Origin of the sequence: Eleftheria terrae, from assembly GCF_030419005.1 — a bacterium.
GTDB lineage: Bacteria > Pseudomonadota > Gammaproteobacteria > Burkholderiales > Burkholderiaceae_C > Caldimonas > Caldimonas terrae.
On the sequence record NZ_CP106951.1, the window covers coordinates 2,615,432 to 2,628,054 of the forward strand.

Consider the following 12,623-nt stretch of genomic DNA (forward strand, 5'->3'; position numbering starts at 1 on the left):
GCAAGAGCAATGCCAAGGTGCAGCAAAACAACGTGCGGGATGCATTTTGGAGGACAGGCGCCGTGCCGGGCCGGACCCCGGGCGGCGCGGCGGCAGGCCTGCCGGGCGCGCCCCGGAGCAGGGATCACCGCTCGCGTGCGTCGCTGGCCGGCGGCCCGGGAAATGCGCGGGCGCGGCGCCCACCGCGCTGGCGCCCCCCCGATTTGGGGCGATCTAGGACATCCACCAGTTCACACCGGCGGCACTTCGTAGAACTCGATCGGCAGGTCGTCGGGATCGGCGCAGAAGAAGAAGCGCTGGCCGGTGTACTCGTCCACCCGCACCGGCTCGCAGTCGACGCCGCCGGCGGCCAGCCGGCTGCGGCAGGCGTCGACGTCAGGCGTCGCGAAGGCGAGATGGCGCAGCCCCTGCGCCTCGGGGCGGCTGGGGCGCGCCGGCGCGCCCGGGAAGGTGAACAGCTCCAGACGCAGGCCGCCGGGGCCTTCCAGGTCGACCTTCCAGGAATCGCGGGCCTCGCGGTAGTTTTCGGCGAGCACGCGCAGGCCCAGCAGGTCGACATAGAACCGCTTGGCGCGGGACAGGTCGGACGCGATCAGCGCCACATGGTGGATGCCCGACAGCTGCATCAGACCACCAGCTCCCCGCTCCAGCGCAGGCATTGCTGGCGCACCACCTCGGCCAGCAGGTGCTCCTTCTGCTGCGCCTGGCGGGCCCAGGTGGCGTCGTTGCCGAAGCGCTGCAGCTCGCCGCGCAGGTAGCGCATGGCGGCATCGGCCTTGAGGTCGATGGCGTGCTGCTCGATCGCGGCCATGGTGGCCATGATGTCCTCGCGCAGGCTGCGGTGCTCGCCGGTCTTGGGATCGACGAAGGTGCCCTCGGGCCCGAAGCGGCAGGCCTGGAAGCGGTTGAAGGTGTAGACGAGGTAGTCGTCCTCGGCCAGCGGGAAGGGCTTTTCCTTGGTGAGCCAGCTGGCCACGCACTGGATGTAGGCGGCCAGCGCAGCGGCCTTCTCGATGGTGAGCGGCGTGTCGAGCACGCGCACCTCGATGGTCCCGAACTCGGGCTTGGGCCGGATGTCCCAGTAGAAGTCCTTCATGCTCTTGACCACGCCGGTGCGGGTCATCTTGCCGAAGAAGACGCCAAAGTCGTCCCAGGTTGTGACGAAGGGCGCCCGGCCCGACAAGGGGAAGGCGAACACCGAGTTCAGCCGTGCCGAATGAAAGCCGGTGTCGGTGCCCTGCACATACGGCGAGGAAGCCGACAGTGCGATGAAGTGCGGGATGAAGCGCGACATGCCGTGCAGCAGCACCAGCGCCTCGTCGGGGCTCGGGCAGCCCACGTGCACGTGCTGGCCGAAGATGGTGAACTGCTTGGACAGGTAGCCGTACAGCTCCGAGAGCATGTGGAAGCGCGGCGTGTTGAAGATGCGGCGCTCGCTCCAGTCCTGGAAGGGATGGGTGCCACCGCCGGTCAGGCCGACGTTGAGCTTGCGGGCGCAGTCCACCAGGGCGCCGCGCAGTTCGGTCAGCTGGCCGAGGGCGTCGTCATGGCTGTAGCAGATGCCGGTGGACAGCTCGATCATGCTGTCGGTCATCTCGGGTTTCACATCGCCGGGGATCTTCCGCTTGGCCATCAGCCGCAGCAGGTCGACCGCGCTCGGCGACAGGTCGTAGTCGTGGGTATTGACGATCCCCAGCTCCAGCTCGACGCCCAGGGTGAGCGGCTGCGAGGTGGCGAAGGCTTCCAAGGTCATGCGATCAGTCTCCTGCGAAGGTCTCAGGTGCGGCGCGCGGCAATCTCGTGGGCGCTGCGCAATGCAGCGAGCACGGCCAGGGCGCCCAGCAGTTCCATGATGGCGATCGAACTCAGCGCGATGGGCGCCAGCTGGCCGGCAAAGCTGCCGTGCGAGGCCTGCAGGTCCGAGTACATCACCAGTGCGGTGGCCGACAGCGGCGTCAGGGCCAGGCTCACGCCGATCCCCTGGCGCACCGACTGTCCGCTGAACCATCCGAGCGTCAGCACCGCAGTGGCCTTGGCCGCGGCCCGGGCGGCCATGGCGACGAGCGCGATCAGCCCGCCGGTGGCCAGGCCTTCGACCGACCACGACGAACCGACGATGACGAACATCATCAGCACCAGCACACCACCGGCGGTGCCGAAGTGGCGCGGCCAGACCCAGGGCCGCTCGGTGGAATTGCGCAGCCACAGGCCCGCCATCAGCGGCATCAGCAGGGTCGACAGGCCGAACATCTTCGTCAGCGCCAGCGCCATCGTGACCAGCCCCAGCAGCAGCAGCGTGGAGTTCTCATTGCGCAGGTCCAGGCCGCGTGCCACCCGGGCGACCGCAAAGCCGAGCACGCCGGCGATCAGGAAGGAGCCGGCGAACACGTACAAGGGGTGCACCACCGCCTGCACGGGGTTCTGCCCGGTGTCCAGGTCGAGCCAGGCCAGCAGCAGCTTGCTCGCGAACACGCCATAGAGGGTATTGAGCGCGGCCAGCATCGTCACACGCTCGGTCACCTGGCCTTCGGCACCGAACTCGGACGCCACCCGCGAGATGACTGCGGGCGAGGCGGGCACCGCCAGCACCGCGACGGCGGCCGAGGACGAGGCGTCGAGGCCCAGGTAGCGCATCGCCAGGTAGACGACGGCGAAGGTCAGCACCGCCTCCGCCAGGCTGGTCACCAGCAGGAAGGGATTGGTGCGCAGCCAGCGCAGGTGCACCCGCGCGCCCAGCTCGAACAGCAGCAGCGCCAGCGCCAGATCGACCACCAGCCGCACCGGGCCGGGGATGGTGCCGCTGGCGACGCCCCAGCCGCCGGCGGCGACCAGCATGCCGACCAGCGAATAGCCCACGATGCGTGGCAGCCCCAGGCGCCGGAACACCAGCTCGCCGATCAGCGCGCCGGCGATCAGTACCAGCGAAGATCCGAGCAGCGCATTGGGCCCCTCCCACGAAAAGGCAGCGCCGAGAAAGGACAGGGCCTGGGTCAGCTCGTCCACCATGTCTTACACCTCCGTCTTGTCGTCACGTTGACGCCGCAGGGGGCGGCGCCTTGTTGTGCAGGCCGGACCGGAGCCCGGCGTGGGCAGGCTCTAGCCCCCCGCAAGCGCCCCCTTCCAGGGCGCGGCCGGATCTCATCGCGAACCGGCGCACCGTCCGGTAGCAAACGGAATGCCTAAAACGGTGCATGCCGGCGGCTTGCGAGCGGCCACGGGTCGCTGGCCGGCTCCGCACAGCGGCCTGCCCAAGGCAGCGATGCCGGTGTCCGTTCGTGACATGCATCACGTCCGGGCCGCAAGCAGCGGGCATTCTGCACCATGCGCCGCCCCCGCAGCGCCGAGGCGAGCGAGCGCCAACCGCAAAAAAAAGCCCCCGAAGGACGGGGGCAAGGCTTCTTGGTCGCTGCGCAACACCGGGAACTCCGAGGCGCCGCGCGGCGGACCCATCCTAGCCTGAAACAGTTGTACCGATGTATTAACCGTTTTGCCAGGCGGGCCGGCTGCACAGCGGGCCGCGAAGCCGCTTGCCGCCTGCCGTCAAGTGCCGTCCCTGGTTTGGGGGAGGAAGCGGCCCCCTGAACGGGTGAGCAGCACACGCTGTTCGCATTGAGCGGGCAAAATCGCCTGCTCAATCAGGGAAGGAGCTGCAAATGAGCGACAAGATGAGCAAGCACGAGTGGATCGAGCGCTGCGCGGCCCGCATGCTGGCCCAGCAGCCCGCGCTGCAGAGCAGCGATGCCCTGCACCTGGCAGAGCAGGTCTGGCAAGAAGCAGGCAGCGGTCTCGACCCGGAACAGGCGGCCGACGATGAAGGCCGCTTCCGCCAGCCCGCCCTGGACGCGGCCTGAGGCCGCCAAAGGGTTCGCCGGGCCGCCGTCGCGGCCCGGCGCTTTACATCCGACACAAAGCAACACCGCCCTTTTGCCTGCCCCGCGGCGGGGCGACTCGAACCAAGGTCTGATGGCTCCCGTGGCCGCCGCAGCGGCGCACCGGGGCCACTACGGCGGGGCAGCCCGCGCCTCTGCCGCGCCCGGTGCCACGCCGGCGGGCCCAGCTTCCCGCCGCGGCGGAGCTTGGCGGCGCGGCCTCCTCGCCTGTTCCCCCTTTCCTCCGTGTTCCCCTTCACCCGGCGGCGGCCGGGCGGCGCAGCTGATACAGGGCACCGGCGAGCAAGATGCCGAGCGCCAGGGCCGCCAGGAAGAGCTGAAGCAGCCGGTCCGCCACTGCCTGGCCGGCGCCCGGGGTCTCCAGCGGGCGCAACCGGATGCCGGTTTGCAGGGCGGGTGACGGCGCCGCCTGCTGCGGCGTGGCGGCCGGCCGCTGTGCCACGCCGGCTGCAGGCGTGCCGCGCAGGGACGCGCCTGGCCGGGCGGGGCGCTGGGCCTGCCGCCGGGCCCAGTCCCGCACTTCGCGCGAAGCGTCGGGGCGGGGCGCCAGGCGGTCCAGCGTCTGCAACAGGCCGGCCAGCTCGCGCCGCGTGCCGGCATCCGGACGCCAATAGCCGTGGCGGTCGGCCTGGGCCAGGCGCTCCAGGGCCTGCGCGTAGGCCTGCGGATGGCTGCGCAGCCATTGCGGCAGTCCCAGCCGGTGACGGTCGCGCACCAGCACCTCGAAGAAGCCTTGCCAGTGGTCGTCGCGCACGCTGTGACTGTCGACCTGCTGCCAGCCCCAGGCGAACTGCAGCGCCTTCACCACCTGGAGGGTGCCGGCGTAGCCCTCGTCCCGCTGCGCGGCCAGCCAGCCGGGATGGAGGTAGCGGGACTGCATTTCCTGCGCGATGCCTTGCGCGGCGGTCTGCGTGTGCAGGTCGCCGGCGTCGGCGAGCTGGTTGACATAGAGCGGCAGCGGCTCCGGACGGCCGGCGCTGCGGGCGGCTGCGGCCAGGCCGCCGAGGTACTGGAAGGGATCGTCCGACGTCATCATCCCGTAGAGGTGCGAGCTGCGTGACAGCAGCGCGGCATCGGCCCGGCGCAGCTGGGCCGCGAACGCACTCCGGCCGCTGCCCTGCTCGCCGGCCTCGTCCTGTGCCAGCGGTGCGCCATCGAGAAAGGGCTGGCTCATGCGTTGCAGGAACAGCTCGCCGAGCCGGCTGTCCTGCCGATCCAGGCCATCGGACTGCACCGCCTCCGCCAGGCCGGTGCCGTAGTCGCCCGGCGCATTGCCGAACACCCGCACCCGGCCCAGCCGCGCAGCCACCGCCGCCGGCAGCCCGCGGCCGGCCAGCTCCCCGGCCACCGCCTGGCTGGCACTGGCCACCGGGCCCTCGGGTTCGGCGGCGCTGACCGCTGCGACCGCCTGGTCCACCAGGGCCATCAGCGCCGGGAACTGGTCGCGGTAGGAGCCGGTGACCGACAGCAGCACATCCACCCGGGGCCGGCCGAGCTGGTCGGCGGGAATCACACGCACCGCGGTGGGCCGGCCCGCGGCGTCCCAGACCGGCTCGACGCCCAGCGCCACCAGCGCCTGTGCCTCCTGCACGCCCTGGTGGCGCAAGGTCTCGCCGGCCCACAGCGACAGGGCCAGCCGCCGTGGCGGGCGGCCGCCGTGGTCGCGCTGCCAGCCGGCCAGCCAGTCCTTGAACAGGGCCTGGGCCGCCTGCCAGGCTTGGCGGGTGGGCAGGCGGCTGGGGTCCAGGCCGGTGAGGTTGCGGCCGGTGGGCAGGCTGTCGACATTGCGCAGCGGATCACCGCCATAGGCGGCCGGCACGAACCGGCCGTCCAGAGCACGCAGCAGGCCGGGGATTTCGCCCTCGGTGGACAGGCGCTGCTCCAGCACCTGGGCGCGCAGCGCCAGCTGGTGCAGCGCGTCGCGATCGATCGGGCGGCGGGCGGCCCGGTTTGGCACCGGGCCCTCGGGCAGCGGCGGGCGCAGGTCGAGCGTGGCGGCGGCGTCGGCATCGCGCAGCGCCACCTCCAGCCAGCGGGCCGGGCGCGAGTCGGCCACTTCGGCATGGTCGATCAGGAAGGCTTCGTCAATGTCCTCGCCCAGGGCCTCGATCAGCGGCTGGCGCAGGGCCTGCAGGATGGTGAGCCGGCGCTCGGCCGACGGCGGCACCCGACCGAACACCGCCAGGCCGCGGGGCTGCGCGTCCTGCGCCAGCCGGTCCAGCCAGGGGTGCAGCAGCTCGAGGAAGCCGGCGAAGTCGGCCTGGATGCGCTCGGCGCTCCAGCCCAGGTCGCGGTGCAAGCCGTGCTCGACGAACTGCGCCAGCAGTGCGGCTTCCAGCGATCGCCTGGTCGGCCCGTGGCTGGCGGTCTCCCACTCATGCATCAGCTCGTGCATGCGGGCCATTCGCACCTGGAAGCCGGCCGGCGCGAAGGACGGCGTGCGGTGGCTGATCATGGTGGCACGGCCGCGGCGCTTGGCCGTCAGGGCCTCGCCGAGGTTGTCGACGATGTAGGGGTAGATCACCGGCACGTCGCCCAGCGGCAGCAGTGCGTCGTCTTGCACGGCGAGTGCGCGCAGCTTGCCGTTGGCCCATTCCTGCGTCCCGTGCGTGCCGAAGTGGACCAGGGCGTGCGCCTCGCGCGCCCACAGGTAGACCGCAAGGTAATGATGCGACAGCGGCAGGCGGCTGCGGTGCGAGAACACGCGCTCGCCAGGCCGCCGGGTTTCCTCGCGGGGCGGCTGCGGCAGCACGCTGAGCCGGCCCACCTCCAGCCGTGGGATGACGAACACCGGCTCGCCGCCATGGCGCAGCACGAAGCGGCTGCGCTCGGGCGGCCCCCACTGGGCCAGGATGCGTTCGCGCACGGCGGCGTCCAGCGTGTCGAACCAGGCGCGGTAGCGCGCCAGCGGCAGGGCGGCTGCCGCGCCGCTGTCGAGCAGGCCCTGCAGGTCGGCCCCTTCGTAGTAGGCGGCGAGCAGCGGCGACAGCTGCCGTATCCATTCCGCCTCGGTGAGGCGGTGCGTGCGGTAGCCGGCTTCGGCGAGCGCCTGGCTGACCGTCTCGAGGCTGCGCGGCACATTGAGGAAGGAGGCGCCGAAGTTGCTCGCGCCGGCGGGGTAGTTGTAGACCATTGCGACCAGCCGCTTGTCGGCAGGGGCCGTGTCGCGCAGGGCCAGCAGGCGCTGCAGCTTGGCGATGACGGCGGCGGCCTGCGGCTCGATCAGGCGCCAGCCCTCCCGGGCATCCCCCCGGGCCGTCACCAGCATCGGATCGACCGTGCCGGCGGCCTCGGGCTGGGCCAGGTAGAAGGGCAGTTCGGCCAGCCCCAGGCCGGTGGCGTCGGCCTGCCAGGCGCCGCTGTCGCCGCTGCGGTAGGGCAGTGTGGCCAGCACCGGCACGTCCCAGCGCTCGAACAGCGGCTGCAGCGCGGCGCCGGGCGTGAGCAGCTGGTGGGTGACGATTGCCCGGGCCTGCAGGCGTCCATCCACCTCGAGCAGCGCCGCCAGCGAGGCGGCGTCCAGCGACTGGCTGAAGGCCGCATAGGCAGCGAGGCCAGCCAATTCGAACATGGCCAGCCAGCGATCCAGCCAGGCACTGCTGCCGTCCACCAGGTGATGGCGGTGAACCAGCAGCACGACCGCGGGGCGGCCGGCCAGCCCGGCATCGCTGGCCTGCCACAACGCCAGCTCGGCGGCATCGCTGAACAGCCGGGGCGCGCGGGGATGGTAGAGCCCGCGGGCCGGCCAGGGCTCGGGCGGTGGCAGCGCGGGCACCGGCTGCCCGGCCGACACGGCAGCCGCCAGCTGCAGCGCCTGGCTCCAGGCCCGCGGTCCGCCCGCGCGCAGGTAGGCGGCGATGCGGGCGGCTGCATCGTCGCCCGCGGCGGCATCGGTGGCTGCCAGGCGGCCGGGCCGGCGCGCGGCGTGGCCGGCGAGCTCGGCGCCGAAGGCGGCGTCCAGCCGCGCCCGTGCCGTCGGGTGCGGCGCGTCGATCCAGACCCAGTCGGCCAGTGCCAGCGCCTGCTGCAGGGCTTGCCGGGGCAAGCGGTCGTCACCGGCCTGCAGCGGCAACTGCACGTGCTGCCACTCGAAACCGGCCTGCTCGGCCAGCTCGGCCAGCCGGGCGCTGCGGGTGGCCGGCGTCAGGTCGGTGCTCAGCCACAGCAGCCGGGGCGCGGCCTGCACTGCGGCGGCCCACAGCAGCCATGCGCACCAGGCCCATGCCAGCCAGCCGGGTCGCGGGCGCGTGCCGGCGCGCGGCCTCAGGGTCGGCTCCCGGAAGCCGCCGGCTCGGGCACGTACACCACGCTGCCGTCCTGCAGGCGGTAGGCGATGCCAGTGCGCACGCCGTTGCCGGCGCTGGCACTGCCATCGCCGCGCAGCCGCAGCTCGCGGCCGTGCTCGCGCACGACGATTTCCATGTCGGGCCGGCCGGCGTTGCGGATGACGGTCACCGTCTCGCCGGCCTCGCGCTCGGCCCTCAGGGTCAGCGCCACCAGCAGCGCTGCGACCACGACGAGGAAGACGTCCACCAGGTTGACGGCCGACAGCATCGGGTCGTCATCGTCGTCAGCCAGCGCGTCGAGATGGCGGTGTCGCATGGCCGGCCTCACTGCGCCAGGCCACGGGCCTGCCGCACCGCATGCAGCTCGGCCAGCAGCCAGCGCCGCCGCTGTGAATGCACGGCCAGCGCGATGGCGGCTGCGGCCAGCGCCAGCACCACGCCCGAGAAGGCATTGCCGAAGCCGAGCAGGGTGCGTCCGCCATCGCCCGAGGCGACCCCGGCCAGGGCCGGCCCGAGCGGAATCATGGTGGCGATGAGGCCGAGCAGCGGCGCGATGCGCGCCAGCAGGCGCAGCGGCTCGAGCTGCTGCAGCGCGGCGAGCTCCAGCGCGTCGAGGCCGATGTGGTCCGCCACCGGCAGGGCACGCCAGCCGGGACGGCGCCAGCGTTGCCAAGCCTCGGCCAGCATGCGTCCGAGCGCCCACAGCGCGGCGGCGAACGTCGCCAGCACGCCGAGCGAGACGGGCCACAGCAGCCATTGCGCCAGCTGCGCCATGCCGGTTTCGATCATCATCGCGGTCCCTCGGTGTCTGCAGGAAGGCGAGCCGGCCGGCTCGCGGGGAGGCACCCGGCCGCATCCCCGCCGCCGGGCACAGCGCGGCGCGCTCGCGCGCGGCCCGCGTGTTGGCCGGTCTCCGGGCTGGCGGCACAGCGCCCTGGCCCTTCCCGGCCGCAGGCGGCCAGTGGGCATCGGACAGGCACTGCAAGGGGCGAGGCCCCCTGGCTTCCGCTTACCGTTGCGGGGGCAGCTCAGCTTGCAGGCCGCCCAGGCGGCCCGGCGCTGATTCCCGTTTCACGGTGCCGGCAGATCGCCGGCACGCGCACCAACGGGCGCCAATGTACCGCAGGCCGGCGCACCGAGCAGCCCCGGGCATCGCGGCGCGCCTGCGGTAGACAGGCCGCCGGGCCGGGCCGCATCGCGCCAGCCCGGCGCTGCAGCGGCCGGTGGTATACCCTCGTCCCCTGACCTTCACGCCTGCCGGGTGCGACTGCCATGAGCGACAGCAAAATCGAGTTCTATCCCTACCCCGCCGGTGGCTGGGGCGCGCTGCGCAGTGCGGCGCGGCAACTGCTGCAACACCGCATCGCCGGCAAGGGGGCGCGCACCCTGCTCTCGGCCAACCAGCCCGATGGCTTCGACTGCCCCGGCTGTGCCTGGCCGGACCGCAACCACACCTCCACCTTCGAGTTCTGCGAGAACGGCGTGAAGGCGGTGGCGGCGGAGGCCACCGCCCGCCGCGCCACCGCGGAGGTGATCGGCCAGCACACGGTCAGCGAGCTGAGCCGCTGGTCGGACCACGACCTGGAAGCACTCGGCCGGCTCACCGAGCCGCTGGCCTGGGATGCGGCCACCGACCGCTACCGGCCCATCAGCTGGGACGCCGCCTTCGGGCGCATCGCCCACCACCTGCAGCAGCTGCCGCATCCGGACCAGGCGGTCTTCTACACCTCGGGGCGCACCAGCAACGAGGCCGCCTTCCTGTACCAGCTGTTCGTGCGCGAGTTCGGCACCAACAATTTCCCCGACTGCTCCAACATGTGTCATGAGCCGAGCGGCTTGGGGCTGCGGCAGAGCATCGGCGTGGGCAAGGGCAGCGTGACGCTGGACGACTTCACCGAGGCCGACGCGCTGCTCATCTTCGGCCAGAACCCGGGCACCAACCATCCCCGCATGCTGGGCGAGCTGCGCGCAGCCGCCCGGCGCGGCGCCCGCATCCTCAGCTTCAACCCGCTGCGCGAACGCGGCCTGGAGCGCTTCGCCGATCCGCAGAGCCCGCTGGAGATGGCCACGCTCGGCTCCACCGCCATCAGCAGCCACTACTTCCAGCTGCGCATCGGCGGCGACCTGGCCGCGGTCAAGGGCCTGTGCAAGGCGGTCTTCGAACTCGACGACGCGGCCCGTGCCGCCGGCCAGCCGCGGGTGCTGGACCTGGCCTTCATCGAAGCGCACACCCGCGGCTTCGACATCTTCGAGGCCGACGTGCGGGCCGAGTCCTGGGCGCTGCTGGTCGAAGAATCGGGCCTCAGCGAAGCGCAGCTGCGCGCCGCCGCCGCGGTCTACGCGGGGGCCGGCAAGGTCATCGCCTGCTGGGGCATGGGCATCACGCAGCACCCGCATGCGGTGGCCACCGTGCAGATGATCACCAACCTGCTGCTGATGCGCGGCAACCTGGGCCGCCCCGGTGCCGGCGTCTGCCCGGTGCGTGGCCACAGCAATGTGCAGGGCGACCGCACGATGGGCATCCACGAGAAGCCCTCGCCGGCCTTCCTCGACCGGCTCGGCCAGGTCTTCGGCTTCGAGCCGCCGCGCCGCCCGGGACACGACACGCTGGGCGCCATCCAGGCCATGCTGGATGGCCAGGCGCAGGTGTTCTTCGGCATGGGCGGCAACTTCGCCGCCGCCACCCCGGACACCGCGCTCACCCATGAGGCGCTGCGCCGCTGCGCGCTCACCGTGCAGGTCTCCACCAAGCTCAATCGCAGCCACGTGGTGCACGGGCGAGAGGCCCTGGTGCTGCCCTGCCTGGGCCGCACCGAGATCGACCGCCAGGCGGGCGGCCCGCAGTCGGTGACGGTGGAGGACTCGATGAGCATGGTGCACCTGTCCTGCGGCATGAACGAGCCGGCCGCGCCGCAGCTGCTGTCCGAGCCGATGATCGTGGCCCGCCTGGCGGCCGCGACGCTGCCGCGCAGCAAGACGCCCTGGCTGTGGCTGGTGGAAGACTACGACCGCATCCGCGACCGCATCGAGGCGGTGTTCGACGACTTCGCCGGCTTCAACACCCGCGTGCGCACGCCGGGCGGCTTTCGGCTGCGCAACACGGCTGCCGAGCGGGTCTGGCTGACAGCTTCCGGCAAGGCGCAGTTCGAGGCGCATCCGGTGCCGCGCGCCACCGCCGTGCACCGGGCCCGCGCGCGCAGCACGCAGCGCGTCTTCGCGCTGGCCACGGTGCGGGCGCACGACCAGTACAACACCACCGTCTACGGCCATGACGACCGCTACCGCGGCGTGTTCGGCCACCGGCGGGTGGTCTTCATCCACCAGGACGACCTGCAGTCCGAAGGCCTGGCGGCCGGCGAGTGGGTGGACCTCGTCAGCGTCTTCGAGGACGGCCAGCAACGCTGCGCCGAGCGCTTCCTGCTGGTGGCCTACGACATCCCGCGCGGCTGCCTGGCGAGCTACTACCCCGAGACCAATGTGCTGGTGCCGCTGGCCAGCCATGCCGAGGGCGCACGCACTCCCGCCTCCAAGTCCATTCCGGTGGTGCTGCGCCGCCACCGGCCGGCGCCCGGGGCGGACACGGGCACGCAGCCGTGAGTGCCGACCCGGCCCTGCCGGCGCCGATCGGCGAGTTGCCGGTGGTCCGCAGCACGCCGTCGGGCCGCCAGGCGGCGCTCGACCAGGTGGCTGCCGAGGTGCCGGTGGCCCTGAGCCTCAACGGCATCAGCCATGCAGTGATGATGGCCACGCCGGCCGACATCGAGGACTTTGCGCTCGGCTTTGCGTTGTCGGAGGGGCTGATCGGTTCGCCGGCCCAGTGCTATGGCATCGAGGTGCGGGCGGTGGACGCCGGCGTCGACGTGCAGCTGCAGCTCGCCAGCCGCGCCTTCGAGGCCCTGAAGCAGCGCCGCCGGGCCTTCGAAGGCCGCACCGGCTGCGGCGTGTGCGGTGTGGAGAGCCTGGCCGCGCTGGACCTGCAGCCCGAGCCACTGCCCCCCGGCCGGGCCCTGCCGGCGCTCGGCCCCGCCGAGGTGTCGCGGGCCTTTCACGAGCTGGCGGGACGCCAGCCGCTGAACGCGCAGAGCGGCGCCTGCCATGCAGCCGGCTGGGCCGCAGCCGACGGCCGCCTGCTCGAGGTGGCCGAGGATGTCGGCCGCCATAACGCGCTCGACAAGCTGATCGGCCGGCTGGCGCGCACCGGCCGGCTGGCCGAGCCGGGCTTTGCCATCGTCTCCAGCCGCGCCAGCTACGAGCTGGTGCGCAAGTGCGCCCGGCTGCAGCTGCCGGCGCTGGCGGCCATCTCCGCGCCCACCACGCTGGCGGTGGACATCGCCCGTCGCGCCGGCCTGCGGCTGTTCGGTTTCTGCCGCGCGGACAGCACGGTCGAATACACCGCCTCCAGCTGAGCGAGGCCCGGCAGCCGGCCGGTCGCATGCCAGATGCCGCC

Annotated in this window: 9 protein-coding genes and 1 riboswitch; of the genes, 3 read left to right on the forward strand and 6 right to left on the reverse strand. The window is 72.5% G+C overall.

What is annotated here, in order from left to right; translation table 11 throughout:
• Positions 1-230 precede the first annotated feature (230 nt).
• Genes gloA2 through N7L95_RS11505 form a run of 3 tightly spaced genes read right to left on the reverse strand, consistent with a single transcriptional unit; the run spans position 231 to position 3,006 of the window.
• Complete coding sequence (gloA2, locus tag N7L95_RS11495; RefSeq protein WP_301259953.1) at positions 231-626, reverse strand: SMU1112c/YaeR family gloxylase I-like metalloprotein; 396 nt, start codon at positions 624-626, stop codon at positions 231-233.
• Positions 626-1,753, reverse strand: coding sequence for a YbdK family carboxylate-amine ligase (locus tag N7L95_RS11500; RefSeq protein ID WP_301259954.1), 1,128 nt, complete (start codon positions 1,751-1,753; stop codon positions 626-628). Before N7L95_RS11500 ends, gloA2 begins: the two co-directional genes overlap by 1 nt.
• Positions 1,754-1,776: 23 nt before the next feature.
• Positions 1,777-3,006, reverse strand: coding sequence for a cation:proton antiporter (locus tag N7L95_RS11505; RefSeq protein ID WP_301259955.1), 1,230 nt, complete (start codon positions 3,004-3,006; stop codon positions 1,777-1,779).
• Between the two features lie 647 nt (positions 3,007-3,653).
• On the opposite strand from N7L95_RS11505, the gene N7L95_RS11510 reads away from it, so the two are divergent.
• A complete protein-coding gene (locus tag N7L95_RS11510) occupies positions 3,654-3,851 on the forward strand; it encodes a hypothetical protein (protein ID WP_301259956.1) in 198 nt (65 codons plus the stop codon).
• 274 nt (positions 3,852-4,125) lie between these two features.
• On the opposite strand, the gene cobN is transcribed toward N7L95_RS11510, so the two are convergent.
• From cobN to N7L95_RS11525, 3 genes are all read right to left on the reverse strand, one after another.
• On the reverse strand, positions 4,126-8,076 hold the full coding sequence (gene cobN / locus N7L95_RS11515) for a cobaltochelatase subunit CobN (protein ID WP_301259957.1): 3,951 nt from the start codon (positions 8,074-8,076) through the stop codon (positions 4,126-4,128).
• 77 nt (positions 8,077-8,153) lie between these two features.
• Entirely contained in the window at positions 8,154-8,492 is a 339-nt protein-coding gene (locus tag N7L95_RS11520) for a DUF2149 domain-containing protein (protein ID WP_301259958.1), read from the reverse strand.
• An 8-nt stretch (positions 8,493-8,500) separates the two neighbouring features.
• On the reverse strand, positions 8,501-8,968 hold the full coding sequence (locus tag N7L95_RS11525; protein ID WP_301259959.1) for a hypothetical protein: 468 nt from the start codon (positions 8,966-8,968) through the stop codon (positions 8,501-8,503).
• Positions 8,969-9,077: 109 nt separating this feature from the next.
• A riboswitch (cobalamin riboswitch) is annotated at positions 9,078-9,283 on the reverse strand.
• Positions 9,284-9,448: 165 nt separating this feature from the next.
• Between N7L95_RS11525 and N7L95_RS11530 the strand changes: the two genes are divergently transcribed.
• A complete protein-coding gene (locus N7L95_RS11530; RefSeq protein ID WP_301259960.1) occupies positions 9,449-11,773 on the forward strand; it encodes an FdhF/YdeP family oxidoreductase in 2,325 nt (774 codons plus the stop codon).
• The gene (gene fdhD, locus N7L95_RS11535; RefSeq protein WP_435870080.1) at positions 11,770-12,582 is read left to right on the forward strand and encodes a formate dehydrogenase accessory sulfurtransferase FdhD; all 813 of its coding nucleotides are present in this window, start codon (positions 11,770-11,772) and stop codon (positions 12,580-12,582) included. The genes N7L95_RS11530 and fdhD overlap by 4 nt, the downstream gene beginning before the upstream one ends.
• The last annotated feature ends 41 nt before the right edge of the window (positions 12,583-12,623 follow it).